The following is a 20,369-nucleotide window of genomic DNA, read 5'->3' on the forward strand; positions in this document are numbered from 1 at the left end:
TTCTACCACTGAACTACTTCCGCAAGACATGTTATGAGATATTTTATTAAAAGTGCGGGTGAAGGGAGTCGAACCCCCACGCCAAAGGCGCTAGATCCTAAGTCTAGTGCGTCTGCCAATTCCGCCACACCCGCATATTTTATTAAAAATGGTGAGCCATGAAGGATTCGAACCTTCGACCCTCTGATTAAAAGTCAGATGCTCTACCAACTGAGCTAATGGCTCGTACAATTAAAAACTGGTGCCGACTAGAGGACTTGAACCCCCAACCTACTGATTACAAGTCAGTTGCTCTACCAATTGAGCTAAGTCGGCTAAATGGTGGAGGATGACGGGATCGAACCGCCGACCCCCTGCTTGTAAGGCAGGTGCTCTCCCAGCTGAGCTAATCCTCCATTTGCCTGGCAACGTCCTACTCTCACAGGGACAAGGTCCCAACTACCATCGGCGCTAGAGAGCTTAACTTCCGTGTTCGGTATGGGAACGGGTGTGACCTCTCTGCCATCATTACCAGACTGTATTCATTTAAGACAAGAATTATTGTAACTTATTTAACTTTTAAAGTCAACAAGTTTTTTATATTCTTTCAAAACTAGATAACATTGCTTCATATTATATGGTTAAGTCCTCGATCTATTAGTATTCGTCAGCTCCACATGTCACCATGCTTCCACCTCGAACCTATCAACCTGATCATCTTTCAGGGATCTTACTAGCTTACGCTATGGGAAATCTCATCTTGAGGGGGGCTTCATGCTTAGATGCTTTCAGCACTTATCCCTTCCGCACATAGCTACCCAGCTATGCCCTTGGCAGAACAACTGGTACACCAGCGGTGCGTCCATCCCGGTCCTCTCGTACTAAGGACAGCTCCTCTCAAATTTCCTACGCCCACGACGGATAGGGACCGAACTGTCTCACGACGTTCTGAACCCAGCTCGCGTACCGCTTTAATGGGCGAACAGCCCAACCCTTGGGACCGACTACAGCCCCAGGATGCGATGAGCCGACATCGAGGTGCCAAACCTCCCCGTCGATGTGGACTCTTGGGGGAGATAAGCCTGTTATCCCCGGGGTAGCTTTTATCCGTTGAGCGATGGCCCTTCCATGCGGAACCACCGGATCACTAAGCCCGACTTTCGTCCCTGCTCGACTTGTAGGTCTCGCAGTCAAGCTCCCTTATGCCTTTGCACTCTACGAATGATTTCCAACCATTCTGAGGGAACCTTTGGGCGCCTCCGTTACACTTTAGGAGGCGACCGCCCCAGTCAAACTGCCCACCTGACACTGTCTCCCGGGTCGATAAGACCCGTAGGTTAGAATTTCAATACAGTCAGGGCGGTATCCCACCAGCGCCTCCACCGAAGCTAGCGCTCCGGTTTCAATGGCTCCCGCCTATCCTGTACAAACTGTACCAAAATTCAATATCAGGCTACAGTAAAGCTCCACGGGGTCTTTCCGTCCTGTCGCGGGTAACCTGCATCTTCACAGGTACTATAATTTCACCGAGTCTCTGGTTGAGACAGTGCCCAAATCGTTACACCTTTCGTGCGGGTCGGAACTTACCCGACAAGGAATTTCGCTACCTTAGGACCGTTATAGTTACGGCCGCCGTTTACTGGGGCTTCAGTTCAGAGCTTCGCTTACGCTAACCCCTCTCCTTAACCTTCCAGCACCGGGCAGGTGTCAGCCCCTATACTTCGCCTTACGGCTTCGCAGAGACCTGTGTTTTTGCTAAACAGTCGCTTGGGCCTATTCACTGCGGCTTTCCGTTAAGAAAGCACCCCTTCTCCCGAAGTTACGGGGTCATTTTGCCGAGTTCCTTAACCAGAGTTCTCTCGCACACCTTAGGATTCTCTCCTCGCCTACCTGTGTCGGTTTGCGGTACAGGCACCTTTTATCTCGCTAGAAGCTTTTCTTGGCAGCGGGGAATCAAAGACTTCGCTCCATAAGGAGCTTCCCCATCACAGCTCAGCCTTCATGATAAGCGGATTTGCCTACTTATCAGCCTAACTGCTTGGACGTGCACAACCAATCGCACGCTTCTTCTATCCTTCTGCGTCCCTCCATTGCTCAAACGATAAAGAGGTGGTACAGGAATATCAACCTGTTGTCCATCGCCTACGCCTGTCGGCCTCGGCTTAGGTCCTGACTAACCCTGAGCGGACGAGCCTTCCTCAGGAAACCTTAGGCATTCGGTGGACGGGATTCTCACCCGTCTTTCGCTACTCATACCGGCATTCTCACTTCTAAGCGCTCCACCAGTCCTTCCGGTCTGACTTCACTGCACTTAGAACGCTCCCCTACCACTGATACCATTGGTATCAATTCGCAGCTTCGGTGGTGTATTTAGCCCCGGTACATTTTCGGCGCAGAGTCACTCGACTAGTGAGCTATTACGCACTCTTTAAATGGTGGCTGCTTCTAAGCCAACATCCTAGTTGTCTAAGCAACTCCACATCCTTTTCCACTTAATACACACTTTGGGACCTTAGCTGGCGATCTGGGCTGTTTCCCTCTTGACTACGGATCTTATCACTCGCAGTCTGACTCCTAAGGATAAGTCATTGGCATTCGGAGTTTGACTGAATTCGGTAATCCGATGAGGACCCCTAGTTCAATCAGTGCTCTACCTCCAAGACTCTTACACTTAAGGCTAGCCCTAAAGCTATTTCGGGGAGAACCAGCTATCTCCAGGTTCGATTGGAATTTCTCCGCTACCCACACCTCATCCCCGCACTTTTCAACGTGCGTGGGTTCGGGCCTCCATTCAGTGTTACCTGAACTTCACCCTGGACATGGGTAGATCACCTGGTTTCGGGTCTACGACCACGTACTAAACGCCCTATTCAGACTCGCTTTCGCTGCGGCTCCGTCTCTTCAACTTAACCTCGCACGGGATCGTAACTCGCCGGTTCATTCTACAAAAGGCACGCCATCACCCATTAACGGGCTCTGACTATTTGTAGGCACACGGTTTCAGGATCTCTTTCACTCCCCTTCCGGGGTGCTTTTCACCTTTCCCTCACGGTACTGGTTCACTATCGATCACTAGGGAGTATTTAGCCTTGGGAGATGGTCCTCCCAGATTCCGACGGAATTTCACGTGTTCCGCCGTACTCAGGATACATTCAAGAGAGAACGAAGTTTCGACTACGGGGTTGTTACCCTCTACGACGGACCTTTCCAGGTCGCTTCGTCTACCTCGTTCCTTTGTAACTCCGTATAGAATGTCCTACAACCCCAAGAGGCAAGCCTCTTGGTTTGGGCTAGATTCCGTTTCGCTCGCCGCTACTCAGGAAATCGCATTTGCTTTCTCTTCCTCCAGGTACTTAGATGTTTCAGTTCCCTGGGTCTGTCTTCCATACCCTATGTATTCAGGTAAGGATACCATACCATTACGTATAGTGGGTTTCCCCATTCGGAAATCTTCGGATCAAAGCTTACTTACAGCTCCCCGAAGCATATCGGCGTTAGTCCCGTCCTTCATCGACTCCTAGTGTCAAGGCATCCACCGTGCGCCCTTTCTAACTTAACCAAACTAAAATTAAAAAATATGAGCTACACTGTTATCTAGTTTTCAAAGAACATACATTTATATATGAGAGATAGTTCTCTCAAAACTGAACAAAACGAAACACGGAAACTTATATTGATGAACAGCGTTCATCAATTCTCCATAGAAAGGAGGTGATCCAGCCGCACCTTCCGATACGGCTACCTTGTTACGACTTCACCCCAATCATCTGTCCCACCTTAGGCGGCTGGCTCCAAAAAGGTTACCCCACCGACTTCGGGTGTTACAAACTCTCGTGGTGTGACGGGCGGTGTGTACAAGGCCCGGGAACGTATTCACCGCGGCATGCTGATCCGCGATTACTAGCGATTCCAGCTTCATGTAGGCGAGTTGCAGCCTACAATCCGAACTGAGAACGGTTTTATGAGATTAGCTCCACCTCGCGGTCTTGCAGCTCTTTGTACCGTCCATTGTAGCACGTGTGTAGCCCAGGTCATAAGGGGCATGATGATTTGACGTCATCCCCACCTTCCTCCGGTTTGTCACCGGCAGTCACCTTAGAGTGCCCAACTTAATGATGGCAACTAAGATCAAGGGTTGCGCTCGTTGCGGGACTTAACCCAACATCTCACGACACGAGCTGACGACAACCATGCACCACCTGTCACTCTGCTCCCGAAGGAGAAGCCCTATCTCTAGGGTTTTCAGAGGATGTCAAGACCTGGTAAGGTTCTTCGCGTTGCTTCGAATTAAACCACATGCTCCACCGCTTGTGCGGGCCCCCGTCAATTCCTTTGAGTTTCAGCCTTGCGGCCGTACTCCCCAGGCGGAGTGCTTAATGCGTTAACTTCAGCACTAAAGAGCGGAAACCCTCTAACACTTAGCACTCATCGTTTACGGCGTGGACTACCAGGGTATCTAATCCTGTTTGCTCCCCACGCTTTCGCGCCTCAGTGTCAGTTACAGACCAGAAAGTCGCCTTCGCCACTGGTGTTCCTCCATATCTCTACGCATTTCACCGCTACACATGGAATTCCACTTTCCTCTTCTGCACTCAAGTCTCCCAGTTTCCAATGACCCTCCACGGTTGAGCCGTGGGCTTTCACATCAGACTTAAGAAACCACCTGCGCGCGCTTTACGCCCAATAATTCCGGATAACGCTTGCCACCTACGTATTACCGCGGCTGCTGGCACGTAGTTAGCCGTGGCTTTCTGGTTAGGTACCGTCAAGGTGCCAGCTTATTCAACTAGCACTTGTTCTTCCCTAACAACAGAGTTTTACGACCCGAAAGCCTTCATCACTCACGCGGCGTTGCTCCGTCAGACTTTCGTCCATTGCGGAAGATTCCCTACTGCTGCCTCCCGTAGGAGTCTGGGCCGTGTCTCAGTCCCAGTGTGGCCGATCACCCTCTCAGGTCGGCTACGCATCGTTGCCTTGGTGAGCCGTTACCTCACCAACTAGCTAATGCGACGCGGGTCCATCCATAAGTGACAGCCGAAGCCGCCTTTCAATTTCGAACCATGCAGTTCAAAATATTATCCGGTATTAGCCCCGGTTTCCCGGAGTTATCCCAGTCTTATGGGCAGGTTACCCACGTGTTACTCACCCGTCCGCCGCTAACTTCATAAGAGCAAGCTCTTAATCCATTCGCTCGACTTGCATGTATTAGGCACGCCGCCAGCGTTCATCCTGAGCCAGGATCAAACTCTCCAATAAAGTTAGTTTGTCTAGCATCTAAAAATAAAAATTGACGTTTCACGTTGTTTGTTTCGTTCAGTTTTCAAAGAACTACTTCGTCGCTCAGAAGCGACTTTATCAATATAACATTTTGTCATATTTTCGTCAACAACTTTTTTTAAATAAGTTGTTTTTCGTTTGTTTCTTTTGTTACCTCTCATGGCAACGAATATAAATATACCAGTTCGCTTATTAAAATGCAATAGTTTTTCTAATAAAATTTTTAACTTAGTAAAAAAGCATAAAAATAGCATGTTTCTTCTATATAAATATAATTTCTAAACGATCCCTATCAAAACCCACTTCCTTCAAATCACTCATAGTAAAATAAAAAAAGCTTTGGAGAAATCTCCAAAGCTTAGTCTTGCTTATGACGCATAGCAGGGAATAATAGTACATCGCGAATAGATGGTGCATTTGTTAATAACATAACTAAACGATCAATACCGATTCCTAATCCGCCCGTAGGAGGCATACCGTACTCAAGAGCTTCGATATAATCATCATCCATCATGTGAGCTTCATCATTACCTTGCTCGCGCTCTTTTAATTGAGCTTCAAAACGTTCTTTTTGATCGATTGGATCATTTAACTCAGTGAATGCATTCGCATGTTCACGTGCAACGATAAATAACTCGAAACGATCTGTGAATCGTGGATCTTCGTCATTCTTTTTCGCAAGTGGCGAAATTTCTACCGGATGACCATAAATAAATGTCGGTTGGATTAATTTATCTTCTACTTTTTGTTCGAAGAACTCATTAATAATATGACCAACTTCCATTGTATCCTTAATTTCTACATTATGTTCTTTTGCAAGTTCACGCGCTTCTTCTACACTCATTGGATTCCAGAAATCTGCTCCAGAGTGTTGCTTAATTGCATCTACCATATGAAGACGTGTCCATTCTGGTTCTAGATTAATTTCATAATCACCATATTGGATTGTTGTTGTACCCAATACTTTTTTCGCAATATGAGCAACCATATTTTCTGTTAGTTTCATAATATCATTATAATCAGCATATGCTTCATATAATTCAATCATCGTAAACTCAGGGTTATGACGAGTTGATACACCCTCATTACGGAATACACGGCCGATCTCATAAACTTTTTCTAATCCACCCACAATAAGACGTTTTAAATGAAGTTCAATTGCGATACGCATATATAATTCCATATCTAACGCATTATGGTGCGTTGTGAAAGGACGAGCAGATGCTCCACCTGCAATCGCGTGCATCATAGGCGTTTCTACTTCAAGATAACCGTTGTCATCTAAATATCTTCTCATCTCACGAATGATTTTACTACGAGTAACAAATGTTTCACGACTTTCCATACTTGTAATTAAGTCTAAGTAACGTTGACGGTAACGTTGTTCAACATCTTTTAATCCATGGTATTTATCCGGTAATGGACGAAGGGATTTCGTTAAAAGTGTAAATCCTGTTGCTTTTACTGAAAGTTCTCCAACGTTCGTTTTGAACACTTTACCTTCAATACCTACTAAGTCACCTAAATCTGCTGTCGTAAATAATTCGTACTCTTCATCTCCAACAGTATCTTTACGAACGTAAATTTGAACTTGTCCGTGTAAATCTTGAATGTGCGCGAATCCAGCTTTTCCTTTACCGCGTTTTGTCATAATACGACCAGCGATAGAAACAGTGATTTCTTTCTCTTCTAATTCTTCTTTAGAGAATTCTCCATATAGACTTACTAAGTCCGTTGTTGAATTTGTGCGTTCAAATCGTTTACCAAACGGATCGATTCCTTGCTCACGTAAATTATGTAGCTTTTCACGACGAACAAGCAATTGGTCGTTTAATTCTTCGTGGTTCATGTTATCCATGATATTGATATCACTCCAGCTCTATTAATTTTTACAATATATACAGTATAGCATTTTCTACTCAACTAGAAAAACTGCCAGCAACTAACTGGCAGTTCTTCTTTCTTTCACGTAATTATAGGAAGTGTGTAGAAGAATGTCAATCTTCTACATTCCCTTATTAACCAACATAAATTGTTTGTTGTTTCGCTTCTACTTCTTCTACAAATGCACCTAATACATTCGCAAGGTCTTGACGTGTGTTGCAAGTATTGATGCCATTACGCACACTCGCATTACCACGAACACCTTTTAAATACCAAGCCGCATGCTTTCTCATCTCTCTTACAGCAACATTTTCATTCTTTAAATCGATAAGACGATCTAGATGCAACATACATACATCAATTTTCTCGCGCACTGTTGGTTCCGGCATTAATTCACCCGTCTCTAAATACTTTACCGTACGATAAATCATCCACGGATCCCCAAGAGCAGCACGGCCAATCATAACACCATCTACACCAATTTCATCAAGCATACGCTTCGCATCTTGCGGTGTTTCAACATCACCATTTCCAATAACCGGGATATTCACAGCTTGCTTTACTTGTTTAATAATATCCCAATCTGCTTTTCCTTCATACATTTGCACTCGTGTACGTCCATGAACTGCCACTGCCTGTCCACCAGCACGCTCAACAGCTCTAGCATTTTCTATTGCGAAAATATGTTCTTCATCCCAACCTATACGCATTTTAACTGTAACTGGCTTTTCAACAGCATCTACAACTGCCGCTACCATTTCATATATTTTATTTGGATCTAAAAGCCATTTTGCTCCTGCATCACACTTAGTGATTTTTGGTACTGGACAACCCATATTAATATCAATAATGTCTGCTGTCGTATATTTATCTACATATTTCGCAGCATCTACAAGCGTTTCTTTCTCTCCACCAAAAATTTGTAAACTTAATGGCTTTTCTCTCTCGTCGATATATAACATATCTAACGTTCTCTTATTATTAAGTAATATCGCCTTATCACTTACCATTTCAGCACAAACTAAGCCTGCACCAAATTCTTTTACTGTTAAACGGAATGCAGAGTTACACACTCCCGCCATCGGTGCTAGTACAACCGGATTTTTCATCTCAATATTTGCAATCTTTAACACTGGATTTACTCCTTCCTTCATAATTACTTTGGCATTAGTTCATCTATCGAGACCTTTAATGCTTTAGCAACTTCTACTACAAAATCTTGGGAAGGCGATCGATTCCCTCTCTCAACTTCACCTAAAACAGATACAGATACCCCTAATTCTTTAGCAAAACCTTCTTGTGTATAGCCTTTCAGCTTTCGAAAAGCACGAATGCGTCTTCCCCATTTTTCTGCTTCCATACCGTTACTCCCTCTCGCCTTTTCATTTCTTCTACTTGTGAACGTGAAATGTCTTGTTTTATATCTTGATTAATTTCTAACAACGGAACGATAACAAAAGCTCTTTCGAACATCCGCGGATGCGGAACAATAAGATTCTCTGCTTCAATATTTTCTTGATTATAGAGTAAGATGTCAAGGTCGATGGTTCTCGGACCCCATCTAATTTCCCTTTTTCTTCCTAGGTCATTCTCTACTTTTTGCGTTACTTTCAATAATTCTTGTGGTGATAAATTGGTAGAAATTTTTATAACTAAATTTAAAAAGCAACTTTGGTCAGTATAGCCAACTGGATCAGTTTCATACACTGATGAAACATCATCAACTTGGATATACGGACTTTTATTTAAAAACTGAATCGCTTCAGTTAAATACGTATAACGCTCTCCAATATTCGAACCTAATGCAATGTACGCTATATTATTCATGAACGTTCTCTCGTAATTTCTACCGCTACAGCGCGATAATGCCCCGGTATCGGCGGATCTGGTTTAATTACCTTAATTGTACATCGTGAAATACTCTCATATTGTTTCAATATATTTGTAGCGATATTTTCAGCGATGCTCTCTACAAGCTTATACGTTCTATCTTCGACAACTTTCCTACACAATTCAAAAAGCTCTCCATAATTGACAGAATGCTCTAAGTCATCACTTTCTCCTGCACGTTTCAAATCCAATTCTACCGTTAAATCAACTTTAAACCTCTGACCTAATTTATTTTCCTCTGGGAATACACCATGATAACCGTAAAACTCCATATCATGGATATAAATTTTATCCAATTACTTTACCCCCTTACCAATCATCGCATCCATCATTTTAGCCATACGCGCCATTTCTTTCACATCATGAACACGAACAAATTCACAGCCCTTTTCAATACCGAGACAAACGGTAGCTCCAGTTCCCTCAAGACGTTCCTCTACCGGTAAATCTAGTACATGTCCAATAAAGGACTTTCTTGAAGTGCCTAAAAGAACTGGATAACCTAGTACATTTAACTGTTCTAAATTACGCATCGCTTCCAAATTTTGTTCAGGCGTCTTAGCAAAACCAATACCTGGGTCTAAAATAATATTCTCATCTCGTACACCAGCAGCTTTAGCAATTTTAATACTGTCATACAAATCAGCAATCATATCCGCCATTAAATTACGATAACTCATATTGTCACGGTTATGCATTAAGATGATAGGTACATCATAATGAGCTGCAACTTCAGCAATTTTCGGTTCCGCCTTCGCCCCCCAAATATCATTAATAATGTGAGCACCAGCTTCAATTGCTTGTTTCGCAACTTCTGCTTTATACGTATCGATAGAAATAGGCAATTCCACTTCCTTCGAAACCGTTTGGATCATCGGAACAACTCGTTTAATTTCTTCTTCCACCGAAACTTTAGCGAAACCCGGGCGAGTAGATTCACCACCAATATCAATAATATGAGCACCTTCATCTTTCATTTCTTTCGCATGGCGCACCGCAGCATCCACTTCGTTGTAACTCCCACCATCAGAAAATGAATCTGGCGTTACATTTAAAATCCCCATAATTAATGTCTTTTCATTTAAATTCAATGTATATTCGCCGCAGCGCAAATCATAATCCCACTTCAAATTACACATCTCCTCTTCGCAATTCATTTCTACTCCACAATTTCTCTCTCTGCATTTCATAAAGATGCATAAACCTTTTTGTAATCATTCCGACTTTACCCGGGAAATCTCGTCCCTCTATATGATAAAGCGGAACAATTTCTTGAATGGAATTCGTTACAAAAGCTTCATCTGCTGAAAGCAATTCATCTTTCGTAAAGAAACCTTCCTTTATTTCTATACGAAGCTCCTCTGCAACCTTTATAATAAATGCACGAGTGATACCATTTAAAATCCCTGTTTTTAGCGAAGGCGTATACAAAACATTGTCTTTCACAAAAAAGAGATTCGAAACAATACCCTCTGCAACATAACCTGCTTCAGTAAGAAAAATACCTTCCTTATCCACAACATTTCCAATTTCGCGTTTCCCTAAAATGTTATTTAAATAATGATGGGACTTCAAGCGAAACGCACCCTCTGGTGTATTTCGCACTTGTTTTAAAACAACCCCTTCTTTTTCCACTATATCCCCTGGGGCTGGTAAAGGTTTTATAAAAACAATAACCGACGGCTCTTCATACATTTCGGTTTGCAATCCTATTTCATCTACACCCGCCGATACATTGAAACGAACATATGCATGCTCCAATTCATTCTTAACGAGGAGATTTTTCAAAATAAGCATTACATCATCTTTTGTCATTGTCCATTTGATTTGCAATGTATCTAGCGCATCTATTAAACGTTTATAATGATCATCCAACAAGAAAGGATGACCATTATAAATACGAAACGTCTCAAAAACTCCAAGTCCGTATAAATAACCATGGTCATAAGGAGAAATTTTCGCTTCATTCGCTTCTACATATTCACCATTTACGTAAATTAACACGATGCCACGCTTGGACTATATTTGCGAATGAAATTCTGTAATAATTCTTTCCCATGAGAAGTCATAATAGATTCCGGATGGAACTGCACACCTTCAATCGGTAATGTTGTATGACGAAGCGCCATAATTTCCCCTTCCTCTGTCCAAGATGTTACCTCTAAGCAATCAGGTAACGTCTCTTTCTTAACAATAAGGGAATGATAACGCGTTGCAGTAAATGGATTAGGAATGTCCGAGAAAATCGTCTTTCCATCATGATGCATAGGCGACGTTTTCCCATGCATTAATCGCTCTGCTCGAACAACTTCTCCACCAAAGACTTGCGCAATAGATTGATGCCCAAGACAAACTCCAAAAATCGGAAGCTTTCCTGCAAAGTATTTAATAGCTTCCATACTAATTCCCGCTTCATTCGGACTACATGGACCTGGTGAAATCATTAAGAAATCTGGTTTCATATTCTCAATATCTGCAATAGTCACTTCATCATTACGCTTAATAACAAGCTCTTGTCCAAGTTCTCCAAGAAATTGCACTAAATTAAATGTAAAAGAATCATAATTATCAATCATTAATATCATTTCTCTCACCTAACCGTTTCTTCGCTACTTTCTTTTGCACGCCATAAAGCAATTGCCTTTTTTAACGACTCTTTATATTCATTTTTCGGATTTGAATCAATTACAATTCCCGCTCCTGCTTGCACATGCGCTTGCCCATCTTTAGCAAGAAGCGTTCTAATTACAATATTCAATTCCGTATCTCCAGAATAACCAATCCAACCAATTGAACCTGTATAAATCCCTCGGCGAACAGGTTCTAATTCTTCAATAATTTCCATCGTACGTATTTTCGGGGCACCAGTAATTGTTCCACCAGGGAATACAGCTTTCACTAAATCGAAAGCATCCTTATCTTCTTCCACCTCACCACGCACATTAGAAACGATATGCATAACATGTGAGTACTTTTCAATTACCATAAATTCATCTACTTCTACAGTGCCATATTTACAAACGCGCCCTAAATCATTTCGTTCTAAATCTACAAGCATTACATGCTCCGCTCGTTCCTTTTCGTTCTCAATTAATTCCCTCGCTAATTCTTCATCCTCTTGTTCATTCGCACCGCGGGATCTTGTACCAGCAATTGGTCTTGTACTTACTTCTTGCCCTTGTTTTTTAATTAGCAATTCAGGCGAAGCACTAACAATTTGAAAATCCCCAAGCTCCAAGTATCCCATATATGGAGATGGATTAATTTTACGAAGACTTGTATAAATTTCTAGCGGATGCGTTTGTAAAGTTCTTTCTTGCCTTGTCGACAAGTTTACTTGAAACACATCACCATTTCCAATATATTCTTGAATACGTTCAACAGCCTTCATAAAGCCTTCTTCTGTAAAAGCAACCGCTTCATTTTTCTTTTCAGGACGTTCAAACGGCATAGTCACTTCAGGCACTTCTGCCGCCCAAAGATTCTTCCATTCATGTAATCGTTCTTCCGCCTCTGCATGCTTATCTACATAATGTGTAATAATCCACAATACTTTTTCTTCTTGATCATAGACGAACACATCGTCAAATAATAAAAAGAATATATCGGGTATATTCAGATCATCCTCTGCAAGAGAAGGGAGTTTTTCGATATAACGGATACAATCATAACTAAAGTAGCCAATCGCACCACCTTGAAACGGCGGGTACTCTGGATTGTAGTCTGTTTTCCATTTTTCCATATATTCTTGCATTAAATCTAATGGATTCCCTCGCTTTATTGTTTCCTTACCACTTTCGCTTATATGTAACGTTTCACCCTTCCCTTGGATTACCGCTACTGGGTTTAACCCCACTATGTTATAACGACCGCCACGTCCGCTTTCTAGCAAAATATGTTGCGGCTTATCCTGAGAAAGAAATTTATATTGCTTAAAGAAATCTAACTGATATGGAATAGAAAGCGCTAAAGATTTTCTTCGTTGCATATCAACACCCCGTCTTCTTTTATCCCACCCTCTTAGATTAACCACCTCAAACTACATAAGCTCTTTATATAGAAAATGATTATACTCGAAGGTTAGTGAAAATAAATTAATTATACTACCTCTTATTTTACATGAAGTTTTCTAGTCAATCACTCTTTTCCTATTTCCAATCCAAAAAGAAAAAAGCATCCTTTTTCAAGGATGCTTTTCAATCACATTCAATTATGATTCAAATTGATAAAGTGGTGTACTTAAATAACGTTCACCGTTACTTGGAATAATAACAAGTACTTTTTTCCCTTTACCTAATTTTTTCGCAACTTCTGTCGCTGCATAAATAACTGCTCCTGAAGAGATACCAACTAAAATACCTTCCTCTTTAGCCACTCTTCTCGCATATTCAAACGCTTGCTCTGTTTTTACTTGAATAATTTCATCATATACCTTTACATCCAATGTCTCTGGGATGAATCCCGCCCCAATTCCTTGGATTTTATGTGGACCCGGCTTCCCACCAGATAATACTGGTGAGTCCGCAGGTTCTACTGCATAAATTTTAATATCTTTATACGCTTCCTTCAGCACTTCACCAGCACCAGTAATTGTTCCACCTGTACCAATACCTGCAATAAACGCATCTAATTGATCACCCATTTGTTCAACAATTTCTGGACCTGTTGTTAAACGATGAATTTCTGGATTTGATTGATTTTGGAACTGTTGCGGTATAAAGTAGCCATGCTCTTTCGCTAATTCAGTCGCTTTACGAATTGCCCCACCCATTCCTTCAGGACCTGGAGTCAATACTAATTCAGCACCGTAAGCACGTAATAAATTACGACGCTCAATACTCATTGTTTCTGGCATTACTAAAATCGCCTTATATCCTTTAGCGGCCGCTACCATCGCTAAACCAATTCCTGTGTTACCACTTGTTGGCTCAATGATTGTATCGCCTTCTTTTAATAATCCTTTCTTTTCAGCATCTTCAATCATAGCTAATGCAATACGATCTTTAACACTGCTCCCAGGATTCATAAATTCTAATTTTAAGTATACATCTGCGCTGTCTGATTCTACGATGCGGTTCAACTTAACGATCGGCGTTTTCCCGATTAATTCTGAAACTGATTGTGCCACTCGCATTCCTGTCACTCCTAACACCGAGTATTTTTATTGGTTTTATCTATATTTAGATTTTGTCAGAAAATTCCCTGTTTGTCAATCTATCCGAGCGAACAATTCTCCACCCAAACTTCCTTATTACAAGTTCACAATTATGCTTGTAATATCTTCTTTAGAGAATTTATATCGTTCATTACAGAAATGACAGTGCACTTCCGTCTCTTCTTCTTCTTCACGAATTTGCTCTAATTCTGTTTTACCTAAACTAATTAACACACTCTCAATACGTTCACGTGAGCAAGTGCAATTAAATTGAACATCCATAGTTTCTAATACCTTTACTTTATCTTCCCCAAGAACTGCATATAGTAGCTCTTCTGGAGAAAGACCTTGTTCGATCAATGTTGATACAGGAGGGATTTTTTGCAAACGATCTTCAATGAATGCAATTGTTTCTTCCTGTGCGCCCGGCATAATTTGAAGGATAAATCCACCCGCCGCTAATACGCTGTCATCTCCATTTACAAGAACACCAACACCAACAGAAGAAGGCGTCTGTTCAGAAACTGCAAAATAGTACGTGAAGTCTTCTCCTAATTCACCTGAAACAATTGGAGATTGACCAATAAACGGCTCGCGCATACCAATATCTTTAATTACAGTTACAAATCCTTCTGTTCCCACCGCTTGATATACACGTAGTTTTCCTTGTTCTGTTCCTTCAAAATCAACATGCGGATTCGTTACATAACCACGTACATCCCCATTTGCATGAGCATCCACTAAGATTGGACCAATCGGACCGTTACCCTCTACCTTAATTGTTAACTTTTGATTACCTTTTAACATCGCACCCATCATTGTACCCGCAGTTAAAGAACGGCCAAGCGCTGCTGAAGCAGTTCTCCACGTGTCGTGACGTCTTTGCGCTTCACTTACTGTATTTGTTGTACGCACACTATACGCACGTACTTCTCCATCAAATGCTAAAGCTTTTACTAAATAATCTTTCATACTTATTTATTCACCTTTCTCATACTGTAAATTTGCATTACGTTCATATAACATATACAAACCTTTTAACGTTAAAAACGGATCTACGATATCAATTACATTTGATTCTTCTGAAATTAATTTCGCTAATCCACCTGTTGCAATAACTTTTGGTTCCTGTTTAGCTTCCTCTTTCATACGCTTAACAATACCTTCCACTTGTCCAACATATCCGTAAAGAATACCAGATTGCATCGCACTTACTGTATTCTTCCCAATAACACTACTTGGTTTTGTAATTTCAATACGAGGAAGTTTTGCCGCTCTACTATATAAGGCTTCCGCTGAAATCATAATTCCCGGTGTAATAACTCCACCCATGTAATGCTTCTCTTCGTTAATATAACAATATGTGGTAGCCGTACCGAAATCGACAATAATAAGCGGACTTCCATATAAATGGATTCCCGCTACTGCATTTACAATTCGGTCTGCGCCTACTTCACGCGGATTTTCATATTTAATATTTAGCCCTGTTTTTATCCCGGGCCCTACTACAAGCGGTTTAATTTTAAAATACTTTTCACACATGCGCTCTAAAGCAAACATAATTGGTGGTACAACTGAAGACACAATAATACCTTTCACATCTTCAAATGAAAGACCCTCATGCTCAAGTAACTGCTTTACAAGCATTCCATATTCATCTTCCGTCTTGTGACGATCTGTTTCCATACGCCAATGCTGACGAAGTTCCCCATCTTGAAATACGCCTAGTACAGCATTTGTGTTCCCTACATCCAATACAAAAATCATATTCTCACCACTTATCTTATTTAATCTATATTTATGTAGTATGTATAAAACTTATAAAAACATCATATCACACATACTTATATAATCAGCTTTTCTATCCTCATCATTTTACAAAAAGATTACTCTCTATTTCAATTTTTAATACTAATTTTATTAAAAATTTTTCCGACTTAGTATTTTTCTACAAATAAAAAAGGAGTGACAATTGTCACTCCTTTATCTCTTACTTATCTTCTACGTCTTCATCGTCCTTCTTCATATTGATGTTTACTTTTACATCATCTGAAGATGTTGGGCGCTCTGGCAATCTGCCGTAATCATATAAATGATTAATTTGCTCTGCATCTAACGTTTCTACTTCAAGTAACGTTTTCGCAATAATATCTAGCTTATCACGTTTTTCAGTAAGAATTTGTTTCGCGCGGGCATAACATTCTTTTATAATCGTTTGCATTTCCACATCGATTTCATGTGCAATTGCATCACTGTAGTTTTGTTCTGAATGGAAGTCTCTTCCTAAGAACACTTGACCACCTTGCGAGCTACCGAATTGCATCGGTCCAAGCTTATCACTCATACCGAACTCCGTAACCATACGTCTTGCAATACCAGTCGCACGTTGGAAGTCGTTGTGAGCACCTGTGCTTGCTTCACCAAACACAATCTCTTCAGCTACTCGACCACCAAGTAAACCAGTGATTTTATCAAGTAACTCTGGTTTTGTCATGAAGTAACGATCTTCTTTCGGAAGCATTACTGCATATCCACCAGCTTGACCACGAGGGACAATTGTTACTTTATGAACGATATCTGCTTCATCAAGGACAACACCAATTACAGTATGGCCAGCTTCATGGAATGCAACGATATTACGTTCTTTTTCAGAGATAACACGACTTTTCTTAGCTGGACCTGCAATAACACGATCCGTCGCTTCATCAATGTCACTCATATCAATTTTCTTCTTATCTTGACGCGCAGCTACTAAAGCAGCTTCGTTTAATAAGTTTTCAAGATCGGCACCAGAGAACCCTGGTGTACGAGTTGCAATTGCTCTTAAGTTAATATGATCATCAAGCGGTTTATTACGAGCATGTACTTTAAGTACAGCTTCACGACCATTTACATCTGGACGATCTACTGTAATTTGACGGTCAAAACGACCTGGACGTAATAATGCTGGATCAAGAATATCGGGACGGTTTGTTGCAGCGATGATAATAATACCTTCGTTTGCACCGAATCCATCCATTTCAACAAGTAATTGGTTCAGCGTTTGCTCACGCTCATCATGGCCACCACCAAGACCTGCGCCACGTTGACGTCCTACTGCATCAATTTCATCAATGAAAATGATACAAGGAGCATTTTTCTTTGCATTTTCGAATAAATCACGTACACGGGATGCACCGACACCGACAAACATCTCTACGAAGTCAGAACCACTGATAGAGAAGAACGGAACGCCAGCTTCACCTGCAACAGCACGTGCTAATAAAGTTTTACCTGTACCTGGAGGTCCCACTAACAGAACACCCTTAGGAATACGGGCACCAACTTCAGCAAACTTACGAGGATCTTTCAAGAATTCAACTACCTCAACAAGCTCTTGTTTCTCTTCATCCGCTCCAGCAACATCTCTGAAACGAACTTTTTTCTTTTCGTCATTATATAACTTCGCCTTACTTTTCCCGAAGTTCATAACACGGCTACCGCCGCCTTGAGCTTGGTTTAATAAGAAGAAGAATAAAATGAAGATAATGACAAACGGAATGATAGAAGTAAAGAAGGTTACCCAAGCACTTGTTTCTTCTGCTGGTTGATACTTAACTTCAGCACCTTGCGCTTTATCATTAATTTTCTTTTGTAATTCCTCAGTATTTGGTGCATAAGTAACAAATTGTTCTCCTTGGCTAGAAGTATTAAATTGTCCTTTTACCTCAAACACACCATTTTTCGGTTGAAGTTGCACATTGCGCACTTCACCTTTTTCTAGTTTAGTAATGAATTTATCGTAGCTAACTGATGTCGTTTTTTGCGTTGAACCATTAAAATAGCTCACGATTCCAATTACTACTAGGAATATCAGTAAATAAAAGATGGTATTACGGAAGATACGATTCATTCCTAACCTCCTCTCACGGCATAAACACTATTGTAAATCGTAACATAGAAAAACTTTCCTATACAATTGTAACGCCTGTATTTAATTAATTTGAGTAAACGCTTGGTTTTAATACTCCTACATAAGGAAGATTACGGTACTGCTCTTTATAATCTAATCCATATCCTACAACAAACTCATGTGGGACAGTAAATCCAACATAATCCGCTTTCAAATCTACCTTGCGACCTGTTGGTTTGTCTAATAACGTAACAATTTTTACAGACTTCGCTTTACGATATTTAAATAGGTCCACTAAGTAACTTAGCGTAAGACCGCTATCAATAATATCCTCAACGATTAAAATATCGCGACCTTCTACAGAAGTATCAAGATCTTTTAAAATTTTCACTTCGCCTGTTGAAACAGTAGAGTGACCGTAACTAGATACAGCCATAAAATCCATTTCAAGATATGTATCTGTTCTCTTTAATAAATCTGCCATGAATGGCATTGCGCCTTTTAATACACCAATTGCAAGAGGTACTGTGTTTTTATAATCCTCTGCAATAATTGCACCTAATTCGCGCACCTTTTCTTGTATTTGTTCTTCAGAAATTAATACTTTTTCGATATCTTGATTCATCATTTCATTATCCTCCCGGAAGACTCCTTGCTTTTGTAGTGAATAATCATATATTTATCCTTCTTTGCCATCTCTTTCGAAACAGCAAATGCAGATCGCTTCAACAAGGGTATCCAAATAATATTCCCACTTGCATCACAAACGACCGGCCATGCTTCTCTTTTTTCTCTTGGTATTTTTGCTTCGATAAAAATAGTTTTTATCTTTTTTGTGCCATTCATACCTTGTATTGACATGCGATCTCCATTTTCCCTAGAACGAATACGAAGTGGATATGATATATCATTATACTTAGCAACAAATACTGTTTCATTCATGTTACTTGGTATATCTTCGCTCACCTCTATTACAAGTTCATCCCCGTTCGATAGCGTAATTGTCCCGGGTACTGATAAATCTTGCGAAAAAGGAGAAACAATTTCTTGTTTAAATCCAAAGCTACACTCCTCGTATGTGCGAACAATTTTTAAATCACCTGGGAAATCAAGTGAACCCGAAGGTTGTGTCCGCTTAAAAAACTCAATCACTTTGTCAATATGTATAGAGGAAAGAGAAGATGGAATCTTATATTCATAAAGATAGTTTAATATTAGTTGAATCCCTCTTCTTTGTAAAGGCATAGACATGGATTCAAAGGCAGGAATCGATAAGCTAATTTGTTTATCACTTTTTTTTGTAATTACTTTATTCATTTTCTCAAAAGCTAATTCCTGCAAATAAGCCTCATCCTCTTGCATCTGCACGCTAAATTTTTGAAATTTCTCATGCACTTGTGGATTTTCTTCTTTCAAATGAGGAAGGACATATTTACGTAATCGATTCCTTGTATATACTTCCTTTTTATTACTCGGATCTATACGGGGAATTAAATTTATCTCATTACAGTAATTAACAATTTCTTCCTTCGTTACTCCAAGTAAAGGCCTAATTAAATATCCATTATGAAAAGGACGCTTCACTGCAATTCCTGCATACCCTTTCGGAGTACTCCCTCGTACAAGGCGCATTAAAATCGTTTCTACTTGATCATCTCCATGATGCCCAAGAGCTACATATCTCGCATCATATTTCTTCATTATTCTTTCCAAAAATGCATATCTGCATTCTCTAGCAGCAACCTGCGCATTCATTCCGTATTGCTGTTGATATTGCGACACGTTAACCCTTATCGTTTCGCAAGTAACTCCCAGTCCTTTGCAAAGATCCTGCACAAACTGTAGATCCTCATGAGATTCATCGCCTCTAAACATATGATCCACATGCGCTACTACAATTTCCAACTGTTTTTCTGCCCTTTTTTCTAACAAATAATATAGAAGAGCTAAAGAGTCAGGGCCACCCGAAACTCCTACAACAATTGTTGAACATTCCTTTAATACATCATGCTGCTTTACAAAGTCATCTACCTTTTCAACAAATGTATCTTTCAACTTCGTAATCACCTTTCATTAAACAAGAACAGCAACGTTAGTTACCTTGTCTATAATGGTACAACTTTTACAAACATTGTGCAAAAAAAAGATATACAAAAATTACATTTTTATCTTACATCCTCCGCACATATTCAAAAAAATAATAACATTACCTTTTAAAGCAAAAAAACCTAGGAATTCGCCTAGGTTTTTCAGAATAGACTATATGAATCAATAGCAGATAAAAAGCCCGAT

The 20,369-nt window shown here is 40.6% G+C and carries 15 protein-coding genes, 5 tRNA genes and 3 rRNA genes (1 of these 23 only partly in view); all 23 read right to left on the reverse strand.

The window, feature by feature from the left end:
- Positions 1–23, reverse strand: a tRNA-Gly gene (locus A6J74_RS16535) (it extends 52 nt beyond the left edge of the window).
- Positions 24–53: 30 nt separating this feature from the next.
- Positions 54–134 (reverse strand) — tRNA-Leu (locus tag A6J74_RS16540).
- 15 nt (positions 135–149) lie between these two features.
- Positions 150–225: transfer RNA gene (locus tag A6J74_RS16545), tRNA-Lys, on the reverse strand.
- 14 nt (positions 226–239) lie between these two features.
- Positions 240–315, reverse strand: a tRNA-Thr gene (locus tag A6J74_RS16550).
- A gap of 4 nt (positions 316–319) precedes the next feature.
- Positions 320–395, reverse strand: a tRNA-Val gene (locus A6J74_RS16555).
- A 4-nt stretch (positions 396–399) separates the two neighbouring features.
- Positions 400–515: ribosomal RNA gene (gene rrf, locus A6J74_RS16560) — 5S ribosomal RNA — on the reverse strand.
- 101 nt (positions 516–616) lie between these two features.
- A 23S ribosomal RNA gene (locus A6J74_RS16565) occupies positions 617–3,538 on the reverse strand.
- A 145-nt stretch (positions 3,539–3,683) separates the two neighbouring features.
- Positions 3,684–5,235 (reverse strand): 16S ribosomal RNA (locus A6J74_RS16570).
- The 16S, 23S and 5S rRNA genes sit together here with 5 tRNA genes alongside, the layout of an rRNA operon.
- Before the next feature lie 379 nt (positions 5,236–5,614).
- On the reverse strand, positions 5,615–7,114 hold the full coding sequence (gene lysS, locus A6J74_RS16580) for a lysine--tRNA ligase (RefSeq protein ID WP_000369685.1): 1,500 nt from the start codon (positions 7,112–7,114) through the stop codon (positions 5,615–5,617).
- Between the two features lie 160 nt (positions 7,115–7,274).
- Positions 7,275–8,273: a tRNA dihydrouridine synthase DusB gene (gene dusB, locus A6J74_RS16585; protein WP_000912241.1), complete on the reverse strand. Its 999-nt coding sequence runs from the start codon at positions 8,271–8,273 to the stop codon at positions 7,275–7,277.
- Between the two features lie 23 nt (positions 8,274–8,296).
- On the reverse strand, positions 8,297–8,500 hold the full coding sequence (locus A6J74_RS16590) for a helix-turn-helix domain-containing protein (RefSeq protein WP_000387027.1): 204 nt from the start codon (positions 8,498–8,500) through the stop codon (positions 8,297–8,299).
- A complete protein-coding gene (gene folK, locus A6J74_RS16595; RefSeq protein WP_001059455.1) occupies positions 8,452–8,967 on the reverse strand; it encodes a 2-amino-4-hydroxy-6-hydroxymethyldihydropteridine diphosphokinase in 516 nt (171 codons plus the stop codon). The genes A6J74_RS16590 and folK overlap by 49 nt, the downstream gene beginning before the upstream one ends.
- Positions 8,964–9,326 carry a dihydroneopterin aldolase gene (folB, locus tag A6J74_RS16600; protein ID WP_000358065.1) on the reverse strand — a complete coding sequence of 121 codons (363 nt, stop codon included), beginning with the start codon at positions 9,324–9,326 and terminating at the stop codon, positions 8,964–8,966. Before folB ends, folK begins: the two co-directional genes overlap by 4 nt.
- On the reverse strand, positions 9,327–10,187 hold the full coding sequence (folP, locus tag A6J74_RS16605) for a dihydropteroate synthase (protein ID WP_002104269.1): 861 nt from the start codon (positions 10,185–10,187) through the stop codon (positions 9,327–9,329).
- Complete coding sequence (gene pabC / locus A6J74_RS16610; RefSeq protein WP_000909853.1) at positions 10,162–11,034, reverse strand: aminodeoxychorismate lyase; 873 nt, start codon at positions 11,032–11,034, stop codon at positions 10,162–10,164. Before pabC ends, folP begins: the two co-directional genes overlap by 26 nt.
- Positions 11,028–11,615 carry an aminodeoxychorismate/anthranilate synthase component II gene (gene pabA / locus A6J74_RS16615; protein WP_000602280.1) on the reverse strand — a complete coding sequence of 196 codons (588 nt, stop codon included), beginning with the start codon at positions 11,613–11,615 and terminating at the stop codon, positions 11,028–11,030. Before pabA ends, pabC begins: the two co-directional genes overlap by 7 nt.
- Before the next feature lie 5 nt (positions 11,616–11,620).
- Entirely contained in the window at positions 11,621–13,018 is a 1,398-nt protein-coding gene (gene pabB / locus A6J74_RS16620) for an aminodeoxychorismate synthase component I (protein ID WP_001189707.1), read from the reverse strand.
- Between the two features lie 222 nt (positions 13,019–13,240).
- Positions 13,241–14,164: a cysteine synthase A gene (gene cysK / locus A6J74_RS16625; protein WP_001261721.1), complete on the reverse strand. Its 924-nt coding sequence runs from the start codon at positions 14,162–14,164 to the stop codon at positions 13,241–13,243.
- 117 nt (positions 14,165–14,281) lie between these two features.
- Complete coding sequence (gene hslO / locus A6J74_RS16630) at positions 14,282–15,157, reverse strand: redox-regulated molecular chaperone HslO (protein ID WP_000656374.1); 876 nt, start codon at positions 15,155–15,157, stop codon at positions 14,282–14,284.
- A gap of 6 nt (positions 15,158–15,163) precedes the next feature.
- Entirely contained in the window at positions 15,164–15,952 is a 789-nt protein-coding gene (locus tag A6J74_RS16635; RefSeq protein ID WP_000578374.1) for a type III pantothenate kinase, read from the reverse strand.
- Between the two features lie 223 nt (positions 15,953–16,175).
- Positions 16,176–18,077 carry an ATP-dependent zinc metalloprotease FtsH gene (gene ftsH / locus A6J74_RS16640; protein ID WP_001079666.1) on the reverse strand — a complete coding sequence of 634 codons (1,902 nt, stop codon included), beginning with the start codon at positions 18,075–18,077 and terminating at the stop codon, positions 16,176–16,178.
- Positions 18,078–18,162: 85 nt separating this feature from the next.
- The gene (gene hpt, locus A6J74_RS16645; protein ID WP_000981842.1) at positions 18,163–18,705 is read right to left on the reverse strand and encodes a hypoxanthine phosphoribosyltransferase; all 543 of its coding nucleotides are present in this window, start codon (positions 18,703–18,705) and stop codon (positions 18,163–18,165) included.
- Positions 18,702–20,132 carry a tRNA lysidine(34) synthetase TilS gene (gene tilS, locus A6J74_RS16650; protein WP_000655435.1) on the reverse strand — a complete coding sequence of 477 codons (1,431 nt, stop codon included), beginning with the start codon at positions 20,130–20,132 and terminating at the stop codon, positions 18,702–18,704. The genes hpt and tilS overlap by 4 nt, the downstream gene beginning before the upstream one ends.
- Positions 20,133–20,369: the final 237 nt, after the last annotated feature.

It is taken from the genome of Bacillus sp. FDAARGOS_235 (assembly GCF_002073415.2).
Lineage (GTDB): Bacteria > Bacillota > Bacilli > Bacillales > Bacillaceae_G > Bacillus_A > Bacillus_A toyonensis.